We start from the raw sequence: 25,388 nt of genomic DNA, 5'->3' as shown, positions 1-25,388 counted from the left end.
GTGGACCAGCCAGCCGACGTCGTACGCCAGCACCTCGCCACCGCGGAGATCGAGTACGACGAGCCGAGGCCCGGCGTCTTCACCTTCGCGCTGCCGGGCGAGCGCAAGCAGCAGACGCCGGTACGGCTCGACATCGGCCCGCACGCGCTGGGCGTGCACGCGTTCGTGTGCCGGCGCCCTGACGAGGAGTTCGAGCGGGTCTACCGCTGGCTGCTCGAGCGCAACATGCGGATGTACGCCGTCGCCTTCGCGCTCGACCAGCACGGTGACATCTACCTCGACGCCCGGCTGCCGCTCTCGATGGTGAACCCCGACGAGCTCGACCGCCTCCTCGGCTCGGTGCTGACCTACTCCGACGAGTCGTTCAACTCGATCCTCGAGCTCGGCTTCGAGTCGTCCATCCGCAAGGAGTGGGAATGGCGGGTCTCGCGCGGCGAGTCGACCCGCAACCTCGAGGCGTTCCGCGGCTGGCTGGAGGCCGACGCCTAGGCAGGCGTCGGCTCCTTCTCGACCGCGTCAGCGACCCTGCGCTTGGGAGCCCGCCGAGCGATGGCCACACCGATGAGGGCCAGCCCCCCTCCGACGTACGCCACCGTCGGCGGCGTCTCGCCGAGGAGGACCAGCGCCATCACGATCGTGATCGGCGGGACCAGGTAGGTCGTCACCCCGAGGGAGGACGCCGTCATGTGCTGCAACGCATAGGCGTACGTCGTGAACGCGACCGCCGTGGGGAAGACACCGAGGTAGACCACCCACCACAGCGAGGAGGCGGGCGCGGCGGCGACCTCGGACGCCAGCGCCGGCGCGAACGGCAGGCAGGTCACTGCGCCGATGACGCAGGCCAGCCAGGTGACGTGGATCGCCGAGAGGTCGGCGACGAGCGGCTTCTGGAGGATGAGGCTCACGGAGTAGGTGACCGCCGAGACCAGGCAGAGCAGTGCGCCGAGCACGACCTTGCCGGAGTCGACGCCGTCGTTGCCCGAGCCGGAGAGGCCGATGAGAGCGACGCCCGCGAACGCGACGAGCAGGCCGACGACGAGCGGTGTGGTGAACCGCTCGCCGAGGAACATCGCGGCGAGCACCGCCACGAGCACCGGCGAGACCTGCAGCAGCATCGAGGCCGTGCCGGCGTCGACCCAGACCTCGCCCTGGTTGAGCGCGAGGTGGTAGACGGCGAACCACAGGACGCCGATGACGACCAGCGAGCGCCACTGCGCCGCCGTCGGCCGCGGCAGCCCGGAGCGGAGGGCGAACGCACCCAGGGCGAGCGCCGCGACGCCTTGGCGGGCGAGCGTCAGCGGGCCGGCCGAGAAGTCGTGGCCGAGGTGGCGGATGGCGACGAATGCCGACGCCCAGAAGACGAGGGTGACCCCGACCGCGATCAACGGGAGGGCCGGACGAGGCTGCACGCTTCGACGCTACGGGCCGTGACCGACACCCGTCGCGCGGTTTTCGGTCACCTCACCGCGAGATGCGGTCAAGCCGAACGGTCAGGTGGTTTTGGGGAGGGGTTGTCCGCCTTTCCCGCGGGTTGTCCGCCTCTGCAATGGCTGACAACCCGCGGAATACCCGGTCAGCCGGGTATTCCACGCCCCCCGCGCCCCCGCCTCAGACATCCAACTTGTAGCCCAGCCCCCGCACCGTGACGAGGTACTTCGGCTCGCTCGGCTCGGGCTCGAGCTTGGCGCGCAGCCGCTTGACGTGCACGTCGAGGGTCTTGGTGTCGCCGACGTAGTCGGAGCCCCAGACCCGGTCGATGAGCTGTCCACGGGTGAGGACGCGGCCGGGGTTGCGCAGGAACATCTCGAGGAGCTCGAACTCCTTGAGGGGCAGCCGCTGCTCCTCGCCGTCGACGGTCACCACGTGCCGCTCGACGTCCATCCGGACCGGTCCGGCCTCGAGGGTGTCGGGCAGCAGGTCGGTCTCGGTGCCGCGCCGCAGCACGGCGCGGATCCGGGCGACCAGCTCGCGCGGGGAGTAGGGCTTGGTGACGTAGTCGTCGGCACCGAGCTCGAGGCCGACCACCTTGTCGACCTCGTCGTCCTTCGCGCTCACCATGATCACGGGCACGTTCGACGTCTGCCGGATGGTGCGGCACACCTCGGTGCCGGGGATGCCCGGCAGCATGAGGTCGAGCAGCACGATGTCGGCGCCGTTGCGGTCGAACTCGGTCAACGCCGCGTTGCCGTCGGCGGCGATCGCGACCTCGAAGCCTTCCTTGCGGAGCATGTAGGCGAGGGCGTCGCTGTAGCTCTCTTCGTCCTCGACGACGAGTACTCGGGTCACTGGCTCTTCTCCTGGTTTCGTGGGCGGCCCGCGGGTCCGGCGGAGTGCGCCAGCGCGGGGGCCGTCGCGGTGACGGGAGCCGCGGCCGGCGCCTCGTCGTACGCATGGTGCGGGAGGGTGAGGGTGAACGTCGACCCCTGGCCCTCCACCGACCACACCCGGACGTCGCCCCCGTGGGTGGCGGCGACGTGCTTGACGATCGACAGGCCCAGTCCGGTGCCGCCCGTCGAGCGGTGGCGGGCCGGGTCGACGCGGTAGAACCGCTCGAAGATCCGGTCGATCTCGTCCTTGGGGATGCCAATGCCCTGGTCGACCACCGAGATCTCCACGAACCCGTCGACCGTCCGCGTCGAGACGAGGACCTTCGAGCCGGGGTCGGAGTAGTGGACGGCGTTGGCGACCAGGTTGGCGACGGCGGCGGCGACCTGCTCGAGGTTGCCGAGCACGGTGATCCCGGACTCGCCCTCGACCAGCACCCGGATGTCCTTGGCGTCGGCGTCCATCGCACTCGTGTCGACGGCCACGGCGATCACCTCGTCGATGTCGACGGGCTCCGGCGACTCCAACGGCTCGTCGCCCTGGAGACGGGAGAGCTCGATGACCTGCTGCACCAGGTGGGCGAGCCGGTCGCTCTCGGTCAGCATCCGGCTGGCGAAGCGGTGCACCGCCTCCGGGTCGTCGGCGGCGTCCTGGACGGCCTCGGCGAGCAGCTTGATCGCGCCGACGGGCGTCTTCAGCTCGTGGCTCACGTTGGCCACGAAGTCGCGCCGGACCGCCTCGATCCGGCGCTCCCGGGTGCGGTCCTCCACCAGGGTGAGCACGAGGCGCGAGCCGAGCGGGGCGACCCGGGCGCTGACGTGGCGCGGCGGGCCGGACTGCCGGTTCACGATCAGCTCGGTCTCCCGGATCTGCCCGTCGCGGCGTACCTCCTGGACGAGCGAGTGCAGCTCCTCCGACACCAGGCTGGTGCCCCGGACGAACCCCATCGCGTACGCCGGCGCGGACGCCTTCACCACCACGTCACGGTCGTCGACCACGACGGCGCTGCTGCGCAGGACCGAGAGGACGGTCGCCACCCCGGGCGGCACCATCGGCTCCTCCTCGGGCGGCTGCCGGTGCTGCTGGCGGTCGGAGATGTGCCAGGCGAGCACGGCGCCGCCCGCCACGAGGGAACCGAGCACCCCGGCGAGGAGCGCCTGCGTCGTCGGATCCACGCTTCGATGGTACGGCGACGGCGCCTCCCGGCTCCGAATCGCGGACGCCGGGCTTCTGACTGTTCATTCCCCGTTCACCGCGGCCCTCCGAATGGACAACTCGCGGTCCTACGCTCCCCCCATGCGTGAGGCCTACCACGACCAGCTCGACTCGATCTTCGACGACCTCGCCGGCATCTGCCGCCGGGTCGAGACCGCGGTGTCCCTGGCGACCCATGCCCTGATGAACGGGGACGCGGCCGTCGCCGAGCGGGTGATCAGCGGCGACGTCGAGATCGACGTCGCTCGCGAGCAGGTCGAGGAGACCGCTTTCGACCTGCTGACGCTGCAGCAGCCCGTCGCCACCGACCTGCGGACCATCGTCGCGGCGCTGCGGATGGTCAGCGAGCTCGAGCGGATGGGCGACCTGTCGGTGCACGTGGCGAAGGTGGCGCGGCTGCGGGTCCCCGACGTCGCGGTGCCCGACGAGATCCGCCCGACGATCGAGCGGATGGCCGCCGTGGCCGAGGACATGGTGGGCCGCGTCTGCGAGGTCATCATCAGCCGGGACGTCGAGGCCGCGATCGCGCTCGGCCGGGACGACGAGGAGATGGACGGCCTGCGCCGCCGGAGCTTCGCCGAGCTGCTGTCGGACGACTGGACCCACGGGGTCGAGGCCGCCGTCGACGTCGCGCTGCTGGGTCGCTACTACGAGCGGATCGCCGACCACGCGGTGTCGATCGCCAACCGGGTCATCTTCGTCGTCACCGGGCACCACCCCGCGGCGCTGGCGGAGCAGTAGCCGGAGAAGGCCGGCGGAGCAGCTAGCGGCCCTGGTTGGCCACGGCCGCCGCGGCGGCGGCGGCTGCCTCCGGGTCGAGGTAGGTGCCGCCCTTGGTGACCGGCTCGAGGGTGTCCTCGGCGAGCTCGTAGACGAGCGGCATGCCGGTCGGGATGTTGAGGCCGGCGATGTCCTCGTCGCTGATCTGGTCGAGGTGCTTCACGATCGCCCGCAGGCTGTTGCCGTGCGCGGCCACCAGGACCGTGTGCCCGGCCCGCAGGTCGGGGACGATTCCGCCCTCCCAGTAGGGGAGGAGCCGGGCGATGACGTCCTTGAGGCACTCGGTGCGCGGCATCTCGTCGCCGAGGTCGGCGTAGCGCGGATCGCCCACCTGGGAGTACTCGTCGTCGTCGGGGAGCGGCGGCGGGGGCACGTCGAACGACCGGCGCCAGAGCATGAACTGCTCCTCGCCGTACTGCTCCAGCGTCTGCTTCTTGTCCTTGCCCTGGAGCGCTCCGTAGTGGCGCTCGTTGAGTCGCCAGGACCGCCGCACCGGGATCCAGTGGCGCTCCGCCGCGTCCAGCGCGAGCCCGGCGGTGTTGATCGCCCGCCGCTGCAGGCTGGTGTGGACCACCGTCGGGAGCAGGCCGGCCTCGACCAGCTGCTCGCCGCCGCGGACCGCCTCTGCCCTGCCCTTCTCGGTGAGGGCCACGTCGACCCAGCCGGTGAACAGGTTCTTCGCGTTCCACTCGCTCTCGCCGTGGCGGAGCAGGATCAGCGTGTAGGTCATGGCGTCGTGCGGGCTCAGTGCCCGCCCTCCTCCTCGGGAGCCTCGGTCGGGTGCTCGCAGAGGAAGGTCGCGTCCGCCTCCTCGGTGTGCTCGTCGCCGGCGTGCTCCTCCTCGGCGTGCTCGTCCTCGGCAGCGTCGGTCGCGTCGAACCCGGGGTCCGCGATGTGCTCGTACTGACCGCAGTGCTTCACCACGGGTACGTCGGCCTCCACGACCTCGCCGGTGCTGAACTCGTAGGACAGCGTGATCACGTCACCGGCGGTGAAGTCGCCGGTCACCTGGATCGGCTCGGCGTCGGCGTCGTCGGCCAGGTTGATCCGCCCGTTGGGGGCGACCTCGACGTTGGTGACGACGACCTCGACGCCCTCGCCCTCGACCTTCACCAGCTGGGCGGGCTCCTCGGCCGTGTTCTCGTTGTAGACCAACGTGCCGATCAGCCGGCCCTGGCCCTCGGCGAAGGCGACCACCCGGGCGCCGAGCACGTCGACGGACGCGTCGCGGTTGTTGACACCGGCCGCGATCGTGTTGACACGGTCGGTGGGGTAGTCGAAGCCGCAGGACGTCAGCGCGGCGGCCAGGGGCAGCAGCACCGCCACGAGAGCGGTCGAGCGTCGGTGGAGCATTCGGCGGGCCTCCGCACGGGATCTGAGGACACGGTCAGGTGCTCACAGGAGCGGGGTCACTCTAGTGGGCGGCAACCGGGCGACGCTCACCCGGACCGCCCGCCGGTCATTGCGACAGGCCTTCCCGGTAGCCGAAGAAGACGAGCAGGGCGACGATGACGACGGTGTAGAACGTCGACAGTGCGAGCAACCGCGTCGCCCCGAGCCTCAGCCCCAGCTTGAGCGGGAGGTAGGTCCAGCCGTCCTCGTGGTCGGCCACGAGTCCCCAGACCGCCCGCATGAAGTGGACGCCGATGCCGAGCAGCGCCGCCAGGACGGTGATCGCCGTCTCCGGTGGGTCGCCGACCGCCTGGCCGCCCCAGCCGCCGTACGACAGGTAGGCGGGCAGCATGCCGAAGGAGACGGCCCACGAGACCCACGAGAAGAAGCCGGTCCGGAGCACGACGTTGCCGAGCATCCCGACGCACACGGAGACCAGGTAGATCGCGCCGGCGGTGATGCCCGTCGTGATCGACAGCGGCACCAGGACGAGCGCGGCGACGACGATGGCGTACCACACCGCACCGGGGTCGAGCCGGCCGTCGGCCACCGGCTTGCCGGGCGTGCGGTGCGCTGCGTCGCGCTCCTTGTCGACGATGTCGTTGTGCCAGCCCAGGATGGTCTGGCCGACCAGCACGGTCACCAGGATCACGCCGCACTCGCGCGGCGGGCGCTGGGCGGCGACCGCGGCCGCCCCCATGGCGAGGGCCATCAGGATCGCCTGCTTGGCGTGGGCGGCCTGGAACAGCAGCAGAGGAGTCCACTGGAGGTTGCCGAACCGGCGGCCGGCCTGGGGTTCCTCGTCGTCGTACGCCGCGTCCTCGTCGGCTTCGTCGAGGCCGTCGTCAGGGTCGTCGTCAGGGTCGTCGCCCGGGTTGTCGTCAGGGCCGTCGACGGTCAGGTCCTCCTCGACCGGATCGGTCTCGTCCGGGTCGGTCTCGTCCGGGTGGACCGTGGTCGCGACGTCCTCCAGCGAGGCGTCTCCCTCCCCGGCTGAGCTGCGCCGCCAGCGCTGCAGTGCCATGGCGAGCAGTATTGACCAACCACGCGTGCCGCGCAGGCGGGACGGGCGAGTGTCGGTCCCTGATCGCGGCCGGCGGTGGCTGATGTGAGGTTGCCCACCACAACGATCCGCGTCTGTCAAGCCTGCGATTACGGCCCTGACCTGCGCAAACGCTTTCTGAGGTGAGCCTGGGCCGTGATAAGATGGCCGCCTAGGAAGGGGTTCAGCACATATGACTTTCACCGTCGGCGAAACCGTCGTCTATCCCAATCACGGGGCCGCAGTCATCGAGGACATCGAGATGCGGACAATCAAAGGGGAGGAGCGGCAGTACCTCGTACTTCGGATCGTAGCCCAGCAGGACCTGGTGGTTCGGGTCCCGGCCTGCAACCTGGATCTGGTCGGAGTTCGCGACGTCGTCGACAAGGAGGGGCTGGACCGCGTGTTCGGCGTCCTCCGCGCCGAGCACGTCGAGGAGCCCACCAACTGGTCCCGTCGCTACAAGGCCAACCTGGAGAAGCTGCACAGCGGCGACGTCATGAAGGTGGCCGAGGTCGTTCGCGACCTGTGGCGCCGGGAGCGTGACCGCGGCCTCTCCGCCGGCGAGAAGCGGATGCTCGCCAAGGCTCGGCAGATCCTGGTCTCGGAGCTCGCCCTGGCCGAGCACACCAACGAGGACAAGGCAGAGACCATCCTCGACGAGGTCCTCGCCAGCTGAGGCACTGACCAACCAACAGCCACGGTGCCCCCGCCCAGCAGGGCGGGGGCACCGCTGCATTTCGAGAGGTTCTACCGTGAACGCCGTGACCCCCGAGCCGTACGACGCCGACATCGACGCCCCCGAGCGAGCGGTCGGCTTCGTCGTCGACGAGGACCGGGGCTCGCTGCCGTACCACCTGGTCCACGGCGAGGCGCTGGTCGCCGCCGCCGCCTGGGCGATGGGCGAGGCCGGCGTCGACCTGGTCGACGTGACCGTCCCCTGGTCGATCGTCGCCGACCAGGGCCGCCCGCTGGTCCTGCACGACCCGCTCTGCCCGATGACGCCGCCCGAGTTCATCGCGGAGTGCGTGCGTGTGGCCGCGGTGCGCGACGTCGTCGTCGCCGCGGTGCGGCCGGTGACCGACACCGTCAAGGAGGTGGCCGACGGGCAGCTCGGCCGGACCGTCGACCGCGACGGCCTGGTCGCACTGGTGTCGCCGGTGGTGCTGCCGGCGAAGGTCGTGGCCGCGCTGCCGGGCCTGCCCGCGACCGACTTCGTCGAGCTCGTGACCAGCCTCCGGGCGTCGTACGACGTCGAGCTGGTCGAAGCGCCCCCGGCCGCGCGCCGGGTGGCCTCCGACGCGGACCTCCGCGTCCTGGAGGCCCTCACCCAGCCGAGCTGAGGCGGCTCGCCGCCTCCAGGTCCTCGGGGTAGGTGACCTTGAGGTTCGCGGGACCGGCCGGCACGGCCCTGATCGCCAGCTCCGGCTGGTACCGCTCCAGGCAGGCCGCGGTGTCCGTGCCGTCGAACCCGTCGCGCGCAGCGGCGCGGTAGGCATCGAGCAGCGGCGCTGCCCGGAACGCCTGCGGCGTCTGCACGCCCACGAGCCTGCCGCGCGGCGGAGCGGCAGTGGGGTCCCGGGTCAGCAGGCCCGCCAGCTCCACGGTGGGTACGGCGCCACCGGCCTCCCGGGCGGTGTCCACCACCTGCTCGAACAGGCCTGCGGGGGCCAGGGCGCGGGCGCCGTCGTGGATGACGACGACGTCCACCTCGCCCTGCTCGATCCGCGGGGTGAGCACCGCGAGCGCCGCCTGCTCAGAACCGTGCCGGGTCGTCCCGCCGGGCACGAGCAGCACGTCGCGTGCGCCGAGGTGGGGCGTGAGCGCCGTACCGACCTCGGACTCCTCGCCGGGTCGGCAGACGACGACCACTGGGTCGAGGCCGGGCACGGTCAGGACCGTGCGCACGGAGTGGGCGAGCACCGGCAGGCCGTCGAGCGGAAGCAGCACCTTGTTGACCTCGGCGCCGACCCGGGACCCGCTCCCGGCTGCGAGGATCACCACCGCGGCAGTCATGGGCGGAGCGTAGCGACTCGGGCCCGACCGGGTGAGCAAGCGTTTTCATGCCTGTTACACAGCACACCTCTGATGTGAAACAGGTCGCTCCTACGGTCGCGTCATGGCTCCGCGGTCCGACGACGAGTGGCAGCCGGTGTGCCGGATCGTCGAGCTCGAGGTCGATCGCGGCGTCACCGCGCTGGTCCACGGGCAGGCCATCGCGATCTTCCGGACCGGCGACGACATGGTCTACGCCCTCGGCAACCACGACCCGTTCGCCCGGGCGACCGGCGGTGGGATCTCCAAGGGCATCGTCGGCCGGCGCGACGAGGTCCCGTTCGTCGCCTCACCGGCCCACAGGCACGCCTTCGACCTGCGCTCGGGGCGCTGTCTCGACGACACCCACGTCTCGGTCCCGGCCTACGCCGTCAAGGTCGTCGACGGCGTGGTCATGATCGGCCACCGGAAGGTCGACGCGGCCTAGCTCTGCGCCTGGTTCTGGGCAGCGGTCTGCCCGGCGCCCTTGAGGGCGCCGTCGATGAGGACGCAGAGCTCGTCGGTGACCAGGGTCGGCCGCTCGAACGGCAGGTAGTGGCCCGCGTCCGGCGCGACCAGCAGCCGTGCGCCGTGGATGCCCTGGACCAGCTTGGCCGCGTGGTCGGGCGGGGTGAGCTTGTCGCGGGTGCCGACGAGGACGGTGGTCGGGACGTCGTCGAAGGCGCTCAGGTTGCCGACCCGGTCGTGGAGCATCATGTCCTTGAAGAACCCGGACATGGTCTCCGGCGAGCAGTTGATGAGCTGGTCGACGACGTGGCCCACGTCGCGGGGCCGCTGGGGGCGGCCCAGGAGGATGCGGCGGACGACCTGCCTCTCGATGACGGGGAAGCGCTGGCGCTTCGTCCGGCTGAGCAGCCGCGCCCGGGTGGCGAGGACGAAGGGCAGCCGGTCCCGCAGGTAGGGCCCCATCTCGGGCAGGCCGAGCGTCACCGTGCGCAGGTCGCCGCCGGAGGTCGAGACCAGCAGCAGGCCCGCGATCCGGGGCATGAGGTCCGGCCGCTCCTCCGGGATGGCGGTGATCGCCATGCCGCCCACCGAGTGGCCCGCGACGACGATCGGTCCGCTCGGGGCGACCGCGTCGACCACGGTCCCGAAGTCCCGGGTCACGTGGGGGATCGTGCAGTCCGCCTCGACGGCCGGGTCGGACTGGCCGTGCCCGCGGTGGTCCCAGGTGACGATGCGGATCCGGTGGCCGTAGTGGGAGAGCAGGTCGCGCACCTGGTAGTGCCAGTCGGACTCGTCGGCCGTCCAGCAGTGCGACAGCAGCACCGACACCGGGGCGTCGTCCGGACCGTGGGTCGTGACGTGCAGGTTGAGCCCGTCCTCGGTGGTCACGGTGTGGTGGGTCATCGGCCCGCCTCGTCGAGGGGTACGGCGTGCACGAGCGCGGTCGCGATCGCCGCGACACCTTCTCCGCGGCCGGTCAGCCCGAGGCCGTCGGTCGTGGTCGCGGACACCGACACCGGGGCCCCGGCGGCGGCGGAGAGGGCGGACTCGGCCTCGGCGCGGCGGGGGCCGAGCCGCGGCCGGTTGCCGATCACCTGGACGGCGACGTTGCCGACCGCGAAGCCCGCAGCCTGGACCCTGCGCACGGTCTCGCCGAGGAGGGCGACCCCGGCCGCGCCTGCCCAGGCCGGGTCCGACGTACCGAAGTTGCTGCCGAGGTCGCCGAGCCCGGCGGCGGACAGCAGCGCGTCGCACGCCGCGTGGGCGGCGACGTCGGCGTCGGAGTGGCCCTCCAGCCGCTGCTCCTCGTCAGGCCAGGCCAGTCCCGCCAGGCACAGCGGGGGGTCGTCCGGAGACCGGGGGACGAGTCGGTGCACATCGGTGCCGATGCCGGTCCGGATCGAGCCCCGCTGAGGCGCTTGGTTCACGCGCCGATCATGCCTGAGTCACAATCAGGGTGTGAGGGTGTCCCGCGGTTGGTGGTGGCTGTCCGGCGTCGTCGTCGGCGCGATCGGCCTCGCCGTCAGCTATCTGGTCGCGGGAGTCCTCGGCGTGCGGTCCTCGCCGGTGGTCGCGGTGGCGGAGAGCATCCGGGACCTAGCTCCTACGGGGCTCGTCGAGTGGGCGAAGGAGACGTTCGGCACCGCCGACAAGGCGGTCCCCGTCATCGGGATCTTCGTCTTCCTGGTCATCGCCTTCGGCGCTCTCGGTCGGCTCGCCCGCACCCAGTGGTGGGGCGCCATCGCCGGCTATGCGGCGCTGGGGGTCATCGCCGCCGTCGCCGTGATGACCAGGCCCGACTTCATCACCCGGCACCTGGCGCCGGTCGTGGTCGGCTTCCTGGCCTGGCTGGTCGCCTTGGCCGTGCTGGCCGCCTGGCTGCGCAAGTGGGAGCTGGCCGACGGGTCGTCGCCCAGCGCCGACGAGCCCCCGGGTCAGGACCGGCGTGGTTTCTTCCTGGCCGCAGGCGCGGTGGGCGGCGTCTCGCTGCTGGCGGTCGTCCTCGGCAAGGTCTTCGGCGACAAGCGCGACGCGGTCGAGCGGGACCGCGAGACGCTGCGGGTGGACCGGGTCACCAAGCCCGTGCTGCCGCGCGGGACGAAGGTCGACGTGGAAGGCGTGCGGCCGTGGCAGACCCCGGTCGAGGACTTCTACCTGATCGACACGACCATCCTGTCCAGGCCGGCGATCCGGCTCCGGGACTGGGAGCTGCGGATCCACGGCATGGTCGAGCGCGAGCTGGTCATCAACTATGCGGACCTCGTCTCGCGCGGCATCACCCAGGACTGGATCACCCTCAACTGCGTCTCCAACGAGGTCGGCGGCGACCTGATCGGCAACGCCTGGTGGAGCGGTTTCCGGCTGGCCGGCATCCTCGCGGAGGCCGGTCCCGAGGTGGGCGCCGACGCCGTGCTGCAGACGTCCGAGGACGGGTGGAACTGCGCCACGCCGCTGGCCGCGCTCACCGACGACCGCAACGCGATGCTGGCGGTCTACATGAACGGCGAGCCGCTCACGGTCGAGCACGGCTTCCCGGTGCGGACGATCGTGCCCGGGCTCTACGGCTACGTCTCGGCGTGCAAGTGGGTGGTCGACATGGAGGTGACCACGTTCGACGCCGTCGAGGCGTACTGGACGTCGCGGGGCTGGTCGGAGGAGGGCCCGGTCAAGATCTCCTCGCGGATCGACGTCCCGAACGACGGTGACGACGTGCCGGCCGGCACGCTCGTGTGCGCCGGCACCGCCTGGAAGCAGCACACCGGCATCGAGGGCGTGGAGGTGTCGCTCGACGGCGGCGCCTGGACCGCGGCCGAGCTCGCCCGGGTGCCCAACGCGGACACCTGGGTGCAGTGGCGGGCGGAGATCGACGTCCCCGAGGGGGACCACAAGCTGCGGGTGCGGGCGATCGGGAAGGACGACGACGTGCAGACCGGTGTGGAGAGGGACGTGCTGCCGGACGGTTCCACCGGGTGGCACTCGATCGAGTTCTCGGCCTCCGCATGACGGCGGACTTCGCGGGACTCCCCGGAGGGGCCCTGGTCGTGGGTGGCTCCGGAGGCATCGGCCGGTGCGTCGCGGAGATGCTGCTCGAGCGCGGCGCCCGGGTCGCGGTGACGCACCGGACCCGGCCGTCGCAGGTGGGTGAGGCGTCGTACGCCGTCGACCTGAACGACCGCCGCGAGGTCGGCCGGGTGGTCGACCAGGCGGTTGCCGACCTCCGCGGGCTGCACACGGTCGTGCACGCCGCCGGCCCGCACGTCCCGATGGTGCACCTGTCGCGGGTCGACCCTGACGCGATGGCCGACCAGCTCGCCGGCGACGCGGCGGGGTTCTTCGCCGTCGCCCACGCCGCACTGCCCGCGCTGCGCGCCTCCGCCGGCTCGCTGGTCGCGGTGACCACGGCGGCGACGGCGCGGTTCCCGGTGCGCGACGGGCTCTCGTCGGCACCCAAGGCAGCGGTCGAGGCGATGGTCCGCGCGCTCGCCGTCGAGGAGGGGCGGTTCGGCGTGCGCGTCAACGCGGTCGGCCCCGGCATGCTCACCGACGGCATGGCCGAGCGACTGATCTCCACGGGTGAGCTCGACGAGGAGGCGCTCGAGATCACCCGGCGCAACATCCCGCTCCGGCGGTTCGGCTCCGCGACCGACATCGCCGAGGCCGTCTGCTTCCTCGCCTCCCCGCGGGCCCGCTTCATCTCCGGCCAGAAGCTCGACGTCGACGGCGGCTACTCGGCCTGACGGGCTACCAGTTCGTCGCGGGTCCCTCGGGGAGGGGATGGGCGGGGTCGGTGATCACGTACGCCAGGCCGCCCGAGGCCTCGAGCCACAGGCGCTCGAGCTGGCCTCGGTCATAGGTACGACGGACGTGCCGCCGCGTGTCCGCAGCAGGGTCGTTGACGACGACGTTGCCGTTGTCGCGGACGCCGACGACGACCAGGAGGTGGCCGTTCGACGAGCTGATCGGCGCGCCGTCGAGCTGGCCGGGGCCGAACGCGAGCGAGATGACCACCGGGATGCCGGCGGCGAGGAACCGCTCGGCCTCGCGCACCGACCGGAGCCGGGTCACGAACGCCTTCCCGGCCAACGGTGCGGCGTACGCGGTGTTGAAGGGCCAGTTGCCCGTGCCGTCGTAGGCGTGGTCGTAGGTCATCCGCGCGGCGTGGTCGACCCACGGGTCGACGTGGCCGTCCGGCACCCAGCGGTAGCGGCGCGGCGGGGGCAGCCGGTCGTAGTAGCCGAGCACCATCGACGTCGACGTCGGCGAGCACCACGCCTCACCGCCGCCGCCCCAGCGCGGGTAGTGGCCGCTGTGGACCATCTGCGAGTACCGCGGCACCTGCAGCACGGTCCCGCGCGCCGGGCCGGCCGCGGAGGTGGGCCCGGCGGAGGAGGGAAGGCGCGACGCCATCGCGGTGGCCAGGTCCAGGCTCGGCTGGTACGACGCGCCGGCTCGCCGCCCGAGGGAGAGGCGGACCTGGTAGCCGACCAGCCCCGATGCGCGCCAGGTGTCGACCGCGACGGTGGTGCCGTCGTCGGACTGGCCCGAGCCGGTCGTCCGCAGCAGGTGGCGGTCGCCGGAGGTCCAGCGCGCGATCGTGTCCCAGGTGGTCCGGTCGCCGCTGCCGTGGCGGCCGCGGACCTTGACCTCGACCCAGCTGTCCTTCGGGGTCTGGGTCGACCACGACGCGATCAGCTCCGTGAACGCGTAGCCGGGCTCGACCCAGGGGGAGGTCCAGCGGGCGACGTCGTACGACCGGCCGCCGACGCTCGCGGTCGCGACCGGCTGGTCGAACGCCAGCCGCCCGTCGCGCACCGCAGTGCCGGCGCGCTCGCCGCGTCGCCACTGCCGGGTGCTGTCCCAGCGGGTCAGCGTGATCAGACGTTCACCGCCGGCCGCACCTGCCACGACCGCCGAGCGGTCTGGCTCCGCGGACGCGGTGGACGCGGTCATGCCGGTCACGGCGAGGAGCAGGATGAGCCCGGAGACGATCTGACGCATGCAACGACGGTAGGTCACACCCGTCACTTCTGTCACACGACCGCCCGTTTGCCGATGCGGGTGCGCGGGCCGCTCCTCCCTAGACTGGCCCGGTGACGTTCAGGCTCTATGACACCGCGACCCGCGAAGTCCGTGACTTCGTGCCCCTCGAGGAGGGCAAAGTGGGTCTCTACGTCTGTGGCCTGACCGTGCAGAGCGAGCCCCACGTCGGGCACGTCCGCTCCGGGGTCAACTTCGACGTGCTGCAGCGGTGGCTGCGCCACCTCGGCTACGACGTGACGTTCATCCGCAACATCACCGACATCGACGACAAGATCCTGATCAAGTCGGCCGAGCACGGGCGCCCCTGGTACAACCTTGCCTACGCGATGCACCGCGAGCTCGACAAGGCCTACGACGCGCTCAACGTCGCACCGCCGACCTACGAGCCCGCGGCCACCGGGCACGTCCCAGAGATGGTCGAGCTGATCACCGAGCTCATCGGGCGCGGCCACGCCTACCCGGCGGAGGACGGCAGCGGCGACGTCTACTTCGACGTCCGGTCGTGGCCGTCGTACGGCGAGCTGACCCACCAGGGTGTCGACGACATGGAGCCCGCGGCCGATGCCGACCCGCGGGGCAAGCGCGACCCGCGCGACTTCGCCCTGTGGAAGGGGTGGAAGAAGGAGACCGAGCCTGAAACCGCGGCGTGGCCCAGCCCTTGGGGGCCCGGCCGGCCCGGCTGGCACATCGAGTGCTCGGCGATGGCCGGCAAGTACCTCGGCCCGGCGTTCGACATCCACGGCGGCGGCGTCGACCTCCGCTTCCCGCACCACGAGAACGAGCAGGCACAATCCCGCGCGGCCGGCCGGCCGTTCGCGACGTACTGGATGCACAACGCGTGGATCACCACCGCCGGCGAGAAGATGAGCAAGTCGCTCGGCAACTCGCTGACGATCCCGGCCGTGCTGGAGAAGTACCGCGGCATCGACCTCCGCTTCTACCTGGTGGCGGCGCACTACCGCAGCCACGTGGAGTTCTCGTTCGAGGCGCTCGAGGAGGCGGCGGCAGGCTTCGCCCGGATCGAGAGCTTCCTCCAGCGCGCGGGGGCCGACGAGACCGCGGACGGCCAGCTGCCGCAGGCGTTCGTGGACGCGATGAACGACGACCTCGGCACGCCGGCGGCGGTCGCCGTCCTCTACGACGCGGTGCGGGAGGGCAACCGGCTCCTCGCCGCTGGGGACGACGCCACGGCCGTCGCCGCCTCGGTCGACGCCATGCTCGACGTCCTCGGCCTCCACCCGGCCGACCCTGCCTGGGCGGGAAGCGGCTCGTCCGCCCAGGACGGCAAGCTCAGGTCCGCCGTCGACGTCCTCGTCGCAGGACTGCTCGCGGAGCGGGCAGCTGCCCGCAAGGCCAAGGACTGGGCGCGCGCGGACGCGATCCGCGACCAGATCAAGGAGGCCGGCATCGAGGTGGAGGACACCCCTGCCGGCCCGAAATGGAGCATTGACTGATGCCTGGCAACTCTGCCCGCCGCGGCGCGATCCGCAAGTCGAGCAAGAAGCCGACCGCCGGATCCGGTGGTCGGGTCAAGCGCGGCCTGGAGGGGAAGGGCCCGACCCCGCGCGCGGAGGACCGGCCCTACCACAAGGCGCACAAGGCCAAGCAGGCCAAGGAGTCCGCCGCCCGCAAGCCCGGAGGCTCACGTGGCGGCCGCGGTTCTCGTCGGGGTACCTCCGACGCGGAGTGGATCGCCGGCCGCAACTCCGTCGTCGAGGCGCTGCGCGAGCGGGTCCCGGTGACCTCGGTCTACGTGGCCGAGGGGGCCGAGCGCGACGGCCGGCTGCGCGAGGTGTTCCGGCTCGCGGCCGAGCACGGTGTCGGCCTGCTCGAGGTCAGCAAGGGCGAGCTCGACCGGCTGACCGACGGTGCGGTCCACCAGGGCCTGGCGGCGAAGATCCCGGCCTACGAATACGCCCACCCGGACGACCTCCTCGACGCCGCAGCGGAGTCGGGGGAGAAGCCGCTGATCGTAGCGCTCGACGCGATCACCGACCCGCGCAACCTGGGCGCGATCGTCCGCAGTGCGGCCGGCTTCGGCGCCCACGGCGTCGTGATCCCGGAGCGGCGGGCGGCCTCGATGACCGCGTCGGCGTGGAAGACGTCGGCCGGCGCCGCGGCCCGGATCCCGGTCGCGCAGACGGTCAACATGACCCGCCAGCTCAAGGCCTACCAGGAAGCCGGCTGCTTCGTCGTCGGCCTGGCCGCCGACGGCGACCTCACGCTGCCGGAGCTCGTCGCCGACGCCGACCTCGCGGGCGGCCCGCTCGTCGTGGTGATCGGCTCGGAGGGCGACGGCCTGCACCGCCTCGTCGCCGAGACCTGCGACCGCCTGGTCTCGATCCCGATGGCGGGTGTCCTGGAGTCGCTCAACGCCGGAGTCGCCGCGTCGGTTGCCCTCTACGCGATCGCCGAGTCCCGCACGCGGCTGTAGTCCGAGGCGGTAGGCAGACAGCATGACCCGGCTTCGCGCCTGGCTTCCGGCGGCGGCGTACGTCGTCGTGTGGCTGGTCCTGTCCTCGCTCGCCGCGGCCGGCTTCTTCCTCACCAGCGAGCGCACCGTCGACGTGGCGAGCCACGAGGCACGGGTCACGGCCGACTTCAGCGGCGAGGTCGTGGTCCGGACCGGCCCGGTCCTGCCGGACGTGCGGACCGACTCGGGCTCGCCGTTCGGGGTGCAGATCGAGCTCGGCAAGACCGACGTGCGGTCGCTGGAGGACCTCACGGCGCGCTACGCCGCGATCGGCAGCAACCCCGACGCGCAGGTCGACAAGGTCGGCGACGCCGTGCGGGAGATGCTCATCGACTCCGTCGCGCGGGGGCTGGCGCTGGGCCTCGTGCCGCTCCTGGTGTGGCGGCTGCTCGGCGAGGCCCGCCGGCGCGAGATCGTCGACCACCTGCCGACCCGGCGCGGCGTGGCGTTCCTGCTCGTCGTCGCGATGGTCGTGATCGGGCTGACCACGCCGTGGCGCGGCGACCAGAGGAGGCAGCCCGAGCGCTGGACGCCGCTCGCGGACTTCGTCGGTCCGGAGGTCGACCTGCCCGAGGAGCTCGACGACGTCGAGGTGCTCGGCCCCGCGGGGGGCGGGGTCCAGCGGCTGGTGGCGAGCGCGATCGACTCCTACGGCCAGGGCCGGGAGTTCTACGCGGACGCCGCCGAGGCCGCTGCCGAGCTTCCGCTCCGACAGCCGCGGGAGGGGGAGACGGTCGTCCTCCTCCTGTCGGACCGGCACGACAACGTCGGCATGGACCAGGTCGCCCTGGCGATCGCCGAGCGGGGCGGCGCCGAGGCCGTGTTCGACGCGGGCGACGACACCTCGACCGGCGAGGAGTGGGAGGCCTTCTCGCTCGACTCGCTCAACGAGGCCTTCGGCGACTACGACCGGTGGGCGGTCGCCGGCAACCACGACCACGGGTCCTTCGTGCGGTCCTACCTCAGCGACCTCGGCTGGACCTACTTCGAGGACGAGGTGGTCGACGGGCCGGGCGGCACCCGGATCCTCGGCGCCGACGACCCGCGCTCGAGCGGCCTCGGCAACTGGCGCGACGAGTCCGGGCTGAGCTTCGACGAGGTCCGGTCGCGCATCGCCGACACCGCATGCCAGGCCGACGAGGACGGTGAGCGCGTCGACACGCTCCTCGTGCACGATGCCAACCTCGGCGACGACGCGCTCGCGCGCGGCTGCGTCGACCTGGTCGTCGGCGGCCACACCCACGTCCAGGCCGGTCCGCGACCGGTCGCCGGTGACAACGGCGACCTCGGCTACACCTACACCGTCGGCACGGCGGGCGGGGCGGCGTACGCCATCGCGATCGGGACCAAGCTCCGCCGGGCCGCAGGTCTCGCCCTCATCACCTACCGCGACGGGCAGGTCGCCGGCATCCAGTCGGTCACCCTCGAGACCACCGGCCGCTTCGAGGTCGACCCCTACGAAGAGCTGCGGTACTGAGTCCTAGGGTGGACCCGTGGGAACGAGTGTGGAGCGGCTGCTGCCCAGCGACGAGGCGCGCGAGCTGCTGGAGCTGACCCGGGAGATCGCCGCCAAGGAGCTCGCGCCGCAGGTGCAGGCGGCCGAGGAGGCCGCGGAGTTCCCGGCGGCGGCGTACCGCGTGCTCGGCGACGCCGGGCTGCTCAGCCTCCCGTTCCCCGTGGAGTACGGCGGCGGTGGCCAGCCGTACGAGGTCTACCTCCAGGTCGTCGAGGAGATCGGCAGGGCCTGGCCGAGCGTCGGCGTCGGCACCAGCGTCCACAGCCTGACGGCGACGGTCGTCGAGGCCAACGGCTCCGACGCGCTCAAGCAGGAGTGGCTGCCGCGGATGCTCAGCGGGGACTGGCTCGGCGCCTACTGCCTGTCCGAGCCGCAGGCCGGCTCCGACGTGAGCGCCATCCGCACGTCAGCGGTCCGCGACGGCGACGAGTACGTCGTGACCGGCACGAAGCAGTGGATCTCCAACGGGTCGTGCGCCGACTACTACATCCTCTTCGCCCGGACGGCGCCCGACCCGAAGCACGGTCTGAGCGCCTTCGTGGTGCCGGACGGAACGGCCGGGATGGGCTTCGGTGCGCCGGAGAAGAAGATGGGCCTGGCGAGCGACGTCACCACGCAGGTGCTCTTCGACCACGCCCGGGTCCCGGCCGAGCAGCTGATCGGCGAGGAGGGCCGCGGGATGCACGTCGCGCTGTCCGCCCTCGACGCGGGCCGGCTCGGCATCGCGGCCGTCGCGACCGGCATCGCCCAGGCAGCGCTGGAGTGTGCCGTGGAGTACTCCAAGGAGCGGACCCAGCTCGGGAGCCCGATCAGCGACAACCAGGGCCTGCAGTTCATGCTCGCCGACATGGCGGCGGAGGTGGAGCGGTCGCGGGCGTCGTACCTCCACGCCGCGCGGCTCAAGGACGCCGGCCGGCCCTTCTCGCGGCAGGCGTCGGTCGCGAAGGTCACCGCCACCGACGCCGCGATGAAAGTGACCACCGACGCCGTCCAGGTGCTCGGCGGCAACGGCTACACGCGGGAGTACCCCGTCGAGCGGCTGTTCCGCGACGCCAAGGTCACCCAGATCTTCGAAGGCACCAACCAGATCCAGCGGATGGTCATCGCCCGCGACCTGCTGCGCTGACGCCGCGCACTACTCCTCGATGACGAGGACTGCCCGCTCGTAGTCGACTGCGAGTAGGTGGCCCATCCGCAGCAGCTGCTCGGCGTTCCGCTCGAAGTCGGCGCGGGACAGCTGGCCGGCGCGAACGGCCTGCGCCCACGACATCACCGCCATCTGGCTGTTGCCCCGGATCTTCGCGACGGTCGCGGGCTTGGTCGTCTGCTCGAACCGGGCGCCGATCGCGTCCCACTGGTTCTCGATCTCGAGCCGCTTCGTCTGTCGCATCCGTCCGGGCAGGGCGAGGTAGGCCTCCCAGTCGATCGCGACGTCCTCGGGCTCGGGGCCGGTGACGGTCAACGGCACCTGCGCGCCCTTCTGGACTCGGTGCTCGGAGCCGAAGTAGGAACCTTCGACCTTGGCGGGAATCCGCTCCCGCCGCTCCAGGCGGTACGGCGCGATGCCGGGCCGGTACACCTCCAGCACGAACCGGTAGGGAATGCCGCGGGCGCGGTCGATCAGATCGTGCCCGGGGGCCTGGTTGTCGCCGGTCGCCTGGTTGAGCCACTCGGACTCGACCAGCACCCCCATGGGCTGGCTGTCGTCCCACGGCAGCCGCGCGTCCTCGGCAGGAGGGAGAGGATCGGCGAACGCCTTCTCCGCCGCAGCTCTGACCTTGTCGAAGAGTCCCACCCGAGGAGTATGAGCAACCCGCCGGGAACTCGAGGCGGATTCCCCGGTCAGGTATGTCGCCTCTAACCTTGGAGCGCATTCCCCGGTTGGTCTGCCGGCAGGGCCCGCCTGACTTTGAATCAGGACTAGCGACGTAGGTTCGACTCCTACCCGGGGAGCGGGATCACCGTTCGGCAGTCCAGGGGGCACCAGTGACGAGCATCGTCGAGCACAGCGTCGAGATCGCCGCGCCGGTCAGTGAGGTCTTCGCGTACGTCGACGACTACTCCACGACGAAGGACTGGATGTACGGCCTCCACACGATGGAGCCGGTCACCGAGCACACGAGCGGCGTGGGGGCGACGTACGACGGCGTCATGAAGATCGGGGTCGCGCTCACCTCCCGGATCCAGTGCACGGGGTGGGAGCAGGACCGGCTGATCGAGATCTCGTCGATCAAGGGCATCAGGAACACCCAGCGGTGGACCTTCACCGACCTCGGCGGCGACCGGACCCGGGTCGACGCGTGGATCAGCTACAGCCTGCCGGGAGGCCCGGCCGGCAGGGCGATGGCCGCAGCGGTGAAGCCGCTGATCGGTGTCGCCATCAGGCAGACGAGCGAGGCGCTCGTGCGCAACATCGAGAGCCGCTGAGTCAGGCGGTCCGGCCCGACCGCAGGAACAGCACTCCCGACGCGGCGAAGCCGGCGGCGAACATCGCGTGCAGGCCGAGCAGCTCGGCGACCGAGGTCGCCGGTCGTTCGTGCACCCCGCCGATGAGCGCGAGAACGCCGACGGCCACCACCGCGACGGCGGCGGCGAGCATCGTCTGCGCGAGGGCCGGGGCGCGCAGGCGGGAGACGAGGATCCCGCCGAGGACGGAGGCCAGCACGCCGGCGTACGCGAGGTCGCCGCGGTAGCCGGACTCGGCCATCACGCCCACGGCGGCGATCAGGTAGACGAGGAACAGGGCGGTGCCGACGCCCGCCACGGCGGCGAGCCGGTAGGCAGCGCGGTCGCCGAACAGGGGCTTCTCGTGGGTCACAGCGGTCATGCTCCCGACGGTATGCCCGCGGCGGGGCGGGAGGGGTGGACGACTTGTGCAGGTTTCGTGCAGGCGAGCGAAACAGGTGACGGACAGCCCCGGGACAGGGCGACGGCCCAACGTGGTGCGCATGGACGGCATCTTCATCAGGAGCAAGCTCTCGGCGCCGGTCCCGGTGGTGTGGCAGGCGCTCAGGGACATGTCGGCGTACGACACAGGACTGACCGCGGGAGTGACCGAGGTGCTGGGAGGACAGCCGCCGACGTACCTGTCGTTCCGGCTGCTGAGTGGCGCCCCTGTTCGCAGGAACGTGGTCTCCGTCCAGCTGTTCCCGGGTGCGCCAGGCTCGACCGAGGTGTTCGTGGACGGTGCCTTCCAGCCTTCCCTGGCGGGAGCGGGTGGCTTGGCCCGGCGCCGGGTACGTCGACTTCTCGTCGAGCTGACCGAGCGACTCGAAGCCGCGGTTCGCGCCGGCGAGCACCCGAGCTCGCGGGTGGACCTGGACGCTGCGGCGGTTTCCTGACCCGTCCGGGGGACAGGTCCTGGACAGTCACCCGACAGCGGCTGGGGCCACGGTGAGCCATCGAAAGGGGAACACCATGAACGAGGTATCCGCCATCTGCCCCGTGTGCGAGACCACCGCCGTCCTGCCGGCCGACGAGATGGTCCTCGTCGCCGACAAGTTCGTCGACGACGCCTCGCTGGCCGGCTGGGCGATGTGGGCGTGCGAGACCTGCAGCGACTGGTCCGCCGTGGCCGTGGGTCGGCGCGAGTTCGCGGCGCTCGAGGCGCTCGGTGGCCATCTGGACGGTGTCGGTCATGCGGCCTGGCCGCCGGCGAGGCCGGAGCAGCGTCCGGCCGCCCGGCCGCTGTGCGTCGACGACCTGATCGAGTTCCACCGGCTGCTCGAGCAGCCGGACTGGTTCGCGGAGCTTCTGCGGTTCGCCGACGCGGCAGGTGACGCGGAATGACGGCACGCGGGTGCGGCGAGCGCCGCAGCTAGTCACGGCCCGCAGCAGGCGCGCTCACCACCCGCGCCGCGATGCGGTCGCGCAGCTGGGCCACCTCCCTGGCCTCGAAGCCGAGACGCTGGACGTACGCCGCCGCCCGCAACCGGTCCGCCTCGTCGAGCGCCGCCCAGGCCCCTGGGTGATCGCCGCGTGCCACGGCAAGGTGCGCGCGCGCCTCGTGTGCCCAGGCGTGGACCAGGGAGTCGTCGAGGCGGGTGGCGATCTCGTGCACCTCGTCGATGACTGCCTCGGCCTCGTCGGGGCGCTGCTGCTCGAGGAGGCACCGAGCGACTCCGCCCAGGGCCGACGCCACCGGTACGGGAGTGCCGAGCCGTCGGTAGCCGTGGACAGCAACCCGGTAGTGCTCGAACGCGTCGTCGAACTCGCCCCGGGCGCGGGCCACCAGGCCCCGCCCGAGAGCGGCGTGCACGTCGCCGGCACCGTCTCCGACCTCGCTGCGCACGCGGGCGGCCGACCGGAAGAACTCGCTCGCCCTGGGGAGCTGGTCCTGCGCGACCGCCGCGATTCCGGCGGCCGACAGGGCCCACTGCACGGTGCTGTGGAGGCCGAGCGGCGCTGCGATGTCGATGGCCTCCTGGAAGGTCTCGATGGCCTCCTCGTAGAGGCCGAACTGGCGCAGTCCGAGGCCGAGGTGGAAGAGAGCCGCCGACAGCCCCCACCCGTCGTCGAGCTCGCGGAACAGCTCAGTCGCGACCGTGCCGTGGTGACGAGCGCCCTCGGGGCGACCGTGCTTGATCTCGATGGTCAGCCTGACGAACGCCACCAATGCGTGGCCCCAGCGGTCGTCCCGCCGTTCGAACTCCGCTGACGCCTCGCCCAGCAGCTCGAGCGCCCGCTCGGTCGGCATCGAGGCCACGCCCTCGACCGCCAGCAGGCACCTGGAGAGCGCTGCTCGGTACGCGTCGCCGTCGAAGAGCTCGAGGCTCTCCGCGGCGGCGGTCGCGCACCTCGGCGAGGGATGGACGAGACAGGCGCGCGGTCGTTCCACGATGGACTGCGCCTGGAGCGCGCGCGCCCGCGCGTGGGCGGTGCCGCCGCTGACCTCGATGACCCGTCGCAGGACCTCGCGGCCCTCGACGTGACGGCCGAGGTGGAAGAACCAGCCGAGCGAGCCGCCGAGCCGCAGCGCGAGGTCGGGCTCGGTGCCGGCGGCGTCGAGCGCCCACTGCAGGGCGGCCCTGATGTTGTCGGTCTCCCGGCCCATCAGGGCCAGCCACTCACGCTGCTCGCGGCCGCGCAGTCGGAGCTCGGACTCCTCGGCGAGGTCGGTGACCCATTCCGCGTGCCGCCGCGCGTAGGTGTCGTGCTCTCCTGCCTCCCTGAGCTTCTCCGCGGCATAGGCTTGCACCGTCTCCAGCAGCAGGAACCGCGTGTGGTCGCCCGGCACGGGGACGACCAGCGAGCGCTGCACGAGCCTGTGCAGCGCGTCCAGCACCGAGTCGCGCTCGATGCCGTCCCCGGAGACGACCTGCTCGGCTCCCTGCAGGGGCCAGCCACCGCGGAACACCGACAACCGACGCAGCAGGCTGCGCTCGGTCGCGGTGAGCAGCTCGAAGCTCCAGTCCACCGTCGCCTTGAGGGTCCGCTGTCGTTCCTCCGCGGTGCGGGGACCCTGGGTGAGCAAGGCGAAGCGGTCGGTCAACCTCGTGGCGATCTCGTTCAGGCTCAAGGACGTCGTCCGTGCGGCGGCGAGCTCGATCGCGAGTGGCATGCCGTCGAGTGCCCGGCAGATGGCGGTGATCGTCCGCTCGTCGTCCTCGGTCGGGGTGAGCGTGGGCTGGACGGCCGCCATCCGGTCGAGGAACAGCTGGGTGGCGCCGAAGTCGCGGATGCGGCTCGGCTGGTCGTCCTTCTCCGGCAGGTCCAGCGGCTGCACCCGGAACTGCACCTCGCCGGAGATCGCGAGCGCCTCCCGGCTGGTGGTGAGGACCTTGGCGTCGACGGACCGCTGCAGAACCTGCTCGACGACCGTGGCTGCCGGTTCGCTCAGGTGCTCGCAGTTGTCGACCACCAGCAGCATCCTCTTGTCCTCGACGTAGTCGAGGACCGAGTCCAGGGAGCCGCGCGACTCGCCGGCTCCCTCGGCGGGCACCCCCAGCCCGTCGGCGAACGCCTGCGGGAGGAACGCGGCGTCGGTGACGCCGGCGAGCTGGACGAGGCGGATGCCATCGGGAAACCGGGCCTGGACGCTACGGGCCGCCTCGACCCCCAGCGACGTCTTGCCCGCCCCGCCCGGGCCGACCAGGCTGACCAGGCGGAACCGGTCGAGGAGGTCGGCGACGACCGCCAGGTCGGCATCGCGGCCGACGAACGAGTTGAGCCGGTGGGGGAGGGAGGTGCCCCGGGGTGCCCGCACCCGCGCGGAAGTCCCTGGGTCCGACCGGCCGGGTGCCGGTGCCTGGCGTGGCGTGCTGGCGGCGACGGGGAGCTGGCTGTGGGCGCCCTGCGGCTCGCCGAGGGCTGGGTCCTGACGCAGGATCTGCGACTCGAGGACGCGAAGGTGCGCCGACGGTTCGAGGCCGAGCTCGTCGTCGAGGACCTGGCGGAGGCGGTGGTACGCGTCGAGCGCGTCGGCCTGCCGCCCGGACAGGTACAGCGCGCGCATCAGGAGCGCGGTCAGGCCTTCGTGCGTCGGCTGGTCGTCGACGAGGCTCCGGATCGGGTCGATGACCTCCCGCGCCCGGCCGGCCGCGATGGCGAGGCTCAGCCGTTCCTCGGCGGCGCTGACGCGCAGGTCGTCGAGCCGCCGCGCCTCCGGCTCCGTCCAGGGCGCGTTCTCCAGGCCGCTGAAGGCAGGGCCCCGCCACAGCCCCAGCGCCTGCTCGAGAGCGTGCTCGGCCTCGGCCGGTGACTCCACGACCCGATGACGCGCCTCGGCGACGAGGTCGCTGAAGCGGTGCACGTCGACAGCGGCCCGGGGTACGTCGAGCCGGTAGCCCCCCGGGGTGGTCGTGAGCCGGGGAGCATCACCGGGGAGCTGGGCGAGCGTGCGCCGTACCTTGGACACGCGGGTCTGCAGGGCGTTCGCCGGGTCCCTGGGGATCTGCTCCTCCTCCCACAGGAGGTGGATGATGCGGGAGGACGGCAGGACCTTCCCGGGGTTGAGCAGGAGGAGCGCGAGCAGGCTGCGTTCGGCCCGGCCGACCGAGACCACTGCACCGTCCGCCGCGACGACCTCGAAGGGTCCCAGCAGGCGGAAGTCGAGGGCGCACGGCGACGGTGCCGAGGACTTCTCGCTCACGCTTCAAGGTAGC

At 72.0% G+C, this 25,388-nt stretch carries 27 protein-coding genes and 1 tRNA gene; 15 read left to right on the top strand and 13 right to left on the bottom strand.

Annotated elements, in window-relative coordinates; all coding sequences use genetic code 11:
• Positions 1-489, top strand: coding sequence for a type III secretion system chaperone family protein (locus tag F0U47_RS08080; RefSeq protein WP_149749787.1), 489 nt, complete (start codon positions 1-3; stop codon positions 487-489).
• Here F0U47_RS08080 and F0U47_RS08075 read toward each other — a convergent pair.
• The 3 genes from F0U47_RS08075 to F0U47_RS08065 all read right to left on the bottom strand — a co-directional run bounded on the left by F0U47_RS08075 (position 486) and on the right by F0U47_RS08065 (position 3,500).
• Positions 486-1,409 (bottom strand): DMT family transporter, encoded by a 924-nt coding sequence (locus tag F0U47_RS08075; RefSeq protein WP_246159522.1) that lies wholly within the window; start codon positions 1,407-1,409, stop codon positions 486-488. The genes F0U47_RS08080 and F0U47_RS08075 overlap by 4 nt on opposite strands.
• Positions 1,410-1,608: 199 nt before the next feature.
• Positions 1,609-2,286 carry a response regulator gene (locus F0U47_RS08070; RefSeq protein ID WP_149749786.1) on the bottom strand — a complete coding sequence of 226 codons (678 nt, stop codon included), beginning with the start codon at positions 2,284-2,286 and terminating at the stop codon, positions 1,609-1,611.
• A complete protein-coding gene (locus tag F0U47_RS08065; protein WP_149749785.1) occupies positions 2,283-3,500 on the bottom strand; it encodes a sensor histidine kinase in 1,218 nt (405 codons plus the stop codon). Before F0U47_RS08065 ends, F0U47_RS08070 begins: the two co-directional genes overlap by 4 nt.
• A 121-nt stretch (positions 3,501-3,621) precedes the next feature.
• On the opposite strand from F0U47_RS08065, the gene phoU reads away from it, so the two are divergent.
• Positions 3,622-4,281 (top strand): phosphate signaling complex protein PhoU, encoded by a 660-nt coding sequence (gene phoU, locus F0U47_RS08060; RefSeq protein WP_149749784.1) that lies wholly within the window; start codon positions 3,622-3,624, stop codon positions 4,279-4,281.
• 22 nt (positions 4,282-4,303) lie between these two features.
• Here phoU and F0U47_RS08055 read toward each other — a convergent pair whose 3' ends face one another.
• From F0U47_RS08055 to F0U47_RS08045, 3 genes are all read right to left on the bottom strand, one after another.
• Positions 4,304-5,050, bottom strand: coding sequence for a phosphoglyceromutase (locus F0U47_RS08055; protein WP_149749783.1), 747 nt, complete (start codon positions 5,048-5,050; stop codon positions 4,304-4,306).
• A 14-nt stretch (positions 5,051-5,064) separates the two neighbouring features.
• Positions 5,065-5,673 (bottom strand): hypothetical protein, encoded by a 609-nt coding sequence (locus F0U47_RS08050; RefSeq protein ID WP_149749782.1) that lies wholly within the window; start codon positions 5,671-5,673, stop codon positions 5,065-5,067.
• A gap of 106 nt (positions 5,674-5,779) precedes the next feature.
• Positions 5,780-6,736: a UbiA family prenyltransferase gene (locus F0U47_RS08045; protein ID WP_223162694.1), complete on the bottom strand. Its 957-nt coding sequence runs from the start codon at positions 6,734-6,736 to the stop codon at positions 5,780-5,782.
• Positions 6,737-6,947: 211 nt separating this feature from the next.
• Between F0U47_RS08045 and F0U47_RS08040 the strand changes: the two genes are divergently transcribed.
• Together F0U47_RS08040 and F0U47_RS08035 are read left to right on the top strand one after the other, a co-directional pair.
• Positions 6,948-7,433 carry a CarD family transcriptional regulator gene (locus F0U47_RS08040; RefSeq protein ID WP_109692364.1) on the top strand — a complete coding sequence of 162 codons (486 nt, stop codon included), beginning with the start codon at positions 6,948-6,950 and terminating at the stop codon, positions 7,431-7,433.
• Positions 7,434-7,518: 85 nt separating this feature from the next.
• Complete coding sequence (locus F0U47_RS08035; protein WP_149749781.1) at positions 7,519-8,097, top strand: 2-C-methyl-D-erythritol 4-phosphate cytidylyltransferase; 579 nt, start codon at positions 7,519-7,521, stop codon at positions 8,095-8,097.
• On the opposite strand, the gene F0U47_RS08030 is transcribed toward F0U47_RS08035, so the two are convergent.
• Entirely contained in the window at positions 8,081-8,770 is a 690-nt protein-coding gene (locus F0U47_RS08030; RefSeq protein WP_149749780.1) for an IspD/TarI family cytidylyltransferase, read from the bottom strand. The two genes, F0U47_RS08035 and F0U47_RS08030, sit on opposite strands and share 17 nt — an antisense overlap.
• A gap of 103 nt (positions 8,771-8,873) precedes the next feature.
• On the opposite strand from F0U47_RS08030, the gene nirD reads away from it, so the two are divergent.
• The gene (nirD, locus tag F0U47_RS08025) at positions 8,874-9,236 is read left to right on the top strand and encodes a nitrite reductase small subunit NirD (protein WP_149749779.1); all 363 of its coding nucleotides are present in this window, start codon (positions 8,874-8,876) and stop codon (positions 9,234-9,236) included.
• On the opposite strand, the gene F0U47_RS08020 is transcribed toward nirD, so the two are convergent.
• Together F0U47_RS08020 and ispF are read right to left on the bottom strand one after the other, a co-directional pair.
• The gene (locus F0U47_RS08020) at positions 9,233-10,159 is read right to left on the bottom strand and encodes an alpha/beta fold hydrolase (protein WP_149749778.1); all 927 of its coding nucleotides are present in this window, start codon (positions 10,157-10,159) and stop codon (positions 9,233-9,235) included. The two genes, nirD and F0U47_RS08020, sit on opposite strands and share 4 nt — an antisense overlap.
• Positions 10,156-10,683 carry a 2-C-methyl-D-erythritol 2,4-cyclodiphosphate synthase gene (ispF, locus tag F0U47_RS08015; protein WP_246159521.1) on the bottom strand — a complete coding sequence of 176 codons (528 nt, stop codon included), beginning with the start codon at positions 10,681-10,683 and terminating at the stop codon, positions 10,156-10,158. Before ispF ends, F0U47_RS08020 begins: the two co-directional genes overlap by 4 nt.
• A gap of 31 nt (positions 10,684-10,714) precedes the next feature.
• Here ispF and F0U47_RS08010 point away from each other — a divergent pair, with 31 nt between their 5' ends.
• Both F0U47_RS08010 and F0U47_RS08005 read left to right on the top strand, forming a co-directional pair.
• Positions 10,715-12,259, top strand: coding sequence for a molybdopterin-dependent oxidoreductase (locus tag F0U47_RS08010; RefSeq protein ID WP_149749777.1), 1,545 nt, complete (start codon positions 10,715-10,717; stop codon positions 12,257-12,259).
• Positions 12,226-12,993, top strand: coding sequence for an SDR family NAD(P)-dependent oxidoreductase (locus tag F0U47_RS08005; protein WP_246159520.1), 768 nt, complete (start codon positions 12,226-12,228; stop codon positions 12,991-12,993). The genes F0U47_RS08010 and F0U47_RS08005 overlap by 34 nt, the downstream gene beginning before the upstream one ends.
• Before the next feature lie 4 nt (positions 12,994-12,997).
• On the opposite strand, the gene F0U47_RS08000 is transcribed toward F0U47_RS08005, so the two are convergent.
• Positions 12,998-14,254, bottom strand: a complete 1,257-nt coding sequence (locus F0U47_RS08000) for a C39 family peptidase (RefSeq protein ID WP_149749776.1) — start codon at positions 14,252-14,254, stop codon at positions 12,998-13,000.
• Between the two features lie 92 nt (positions 14,255-14,346).
• On the opposite strand from F0U47_RS08000, the gene cysS reads away from it, so the two are divergent.
• Genes cysS through F0U47_RS07980 form a run of 4 tightly spaced genes read left to right on the top strand, consistent with a single transcriptional unit; the run spans position 14,347 to position 19,411 of the window.
• Complete coding sequence (cysS, locus tag F0U47_RS07995; RefSeq protein WP_149749775.1) at positions 14,347-15,750, top strand: cysteine--tRNA ligase; 1,404 nt, start codon at positions 14,347-14,349, stop codon at positions 15,748-15,750.
• Positions 15,750-16,730, top strand: coding sequence for a 23S rRNA (guanosine(2251)-2'-O)-methyltransferase RlmB (rlmB, locus tag F0U47_RS07990; protein ID WP_149749774.1), 981 nt, complete (start codon positions 15,750-15,752; stop codon positions 16,728-16,730). The genes cysS and rlmB overlap by 1 nt, the downstream gene beginning before the upstream one ends.
• A gap of 22 nt (positions 16,731-16,752) precedes the next feature.
• On the top strand, positions 16,753-18,246 hold the full coding sequence (locus F0U47_RS07985) for a metallophosphoesterase family protein (protein WP_149749773.1): 1,494 nt from the start codon (positions 16,753-16,755) through the stop codon (positions 18,244-18,246).
• A gap of 16 nt (positions 18,247-18,262) precedes the next feature.
• Positions 18,263-19,411 carry an acyl-CoA dehydrogenase family protein gene (locus F0U47_RS07980; protein WP_149749772.1) on the top strand — a complete coding sequence of 383 codons (1,149 nt, stop codon included), beginning with the start codon at positions 18,263-18,265 and terminating at the stop codon, positions 19,409-19,411.
• 9 nt (positions 19,412-19,420) lie between these two features.
• Here the strand turns inward: F0U47_RS07980 and F0U47_RS07975 are convergent, their stop codons facing one another.
• Complete coding sequence (locus tag F0U47_RS07975; protein WP_149749771.1) at positions 19,421-20,080, bottom strand: hypothetical protein; 660 nt, start codon at positions 20,078-20,080, stop codon at positions 19,421-19,423.
• Between the two features lie 79 nt (positions 20,081-20,159).
• Between F0U47_RS07975 and F0U47_RS07970 the strand changes: the two genes are divergently transcribed.
• Together F0U47_RS07970 and F0U47_RS07965 are read left to right on the top strand one after the other, a co-directional pair.
• Positions 20,160-20,238, top strand: a tRNA-Gln gene (locus tag F0U47_RS07970).
• Between the two features lie 33 nt (positions 20,239-20,271).
• A complete protein-coding gene (locus F0U47_RS07965; RefSeq protein WP_223162693.1) occupies positions 20,272-20,712 on the top strand; it encodes an SRPBCC family protein in 441 nt (146 codons plus the stop codon).
• A 1-nt stretch (position 20,713) separates the two neighbouring features.
• Here the strand turns inward: F0U47_RS07965 and F0U47_RS07960 are convergent, their stop codons facing one another.
• Positions 20,714-21,112, bottom strand: coding sequence for a hypothetical protein (locus F0U47_RS07960; protein WP_149749770.1), 399 nt, complete (start codon positions 21,110-21,112; stop codon positions 20,714-20,716).
• A gap of 121 nt (positions 21,113-21,233) precedes the next feature.
• Here F0U47_RS07960 and F0U47_RS07955 point away from each other — a divergent pair, with 121 nt between their 5' ends.
• Together F0U47_RS07955 and F0U47_RS07950 are read left to right on the top strand one after the other, a co-directional pair.
• Positions 21,234-21,626, top strand: coding sequence for a hypothetical protein (locus F0U47_RS07955; RefSeq protein ID WP_149749769.1), 393 nt, complete (start codon positions 21,234-21,236; stop codon positions 21,624-21,626).
• A gap of 76 nt (positions 21,627-21,702) precedes the next feature.
• Positions 21,703-22,074: a hypothetical protein gene (locus tag F0U47_RS07950; protein WP_149749768.1), complete on the top strand. Its 372-nt coding sequence runs from the start codon at positions 21,703-21,705 to the stop codon at positions 22,072-22,074.
• Between the two features lie 28 nt (positions 22,075-22,102).
• Here the strand turns inward: F0U47_RS07950 and F0U47_RS07945 are convergent, their stop codons facing one another.
• A complete protein-coding gene (locus F0U47_RS07945) occupies positions 22,103-25,375 on the bottom strand; it encodes an AfsR/SARP family transcriptional regulator (RefSeq protein ID WP_149749767.1) in 3,273 nt (1,090 codons plus the stop codon).
• Positions 25,376-25,388 lie beyond the last annotated feature (13 nt).

Source organism: Nocardioides antri, assembly GCF_008373765.1.
Taxonomy (GTDB): domain Bacteria; phylum Actinomycetota; class Actinomycetes; order Propionibacteriales; family Nocardioidaceae; genus Nocardioides; species Nocardioides antri.
The sequence above is the reverse complement of the archived record's forward strand: the minus strand, read 5'-3'. Positions and strand labels throughout refer to the sequence as shown.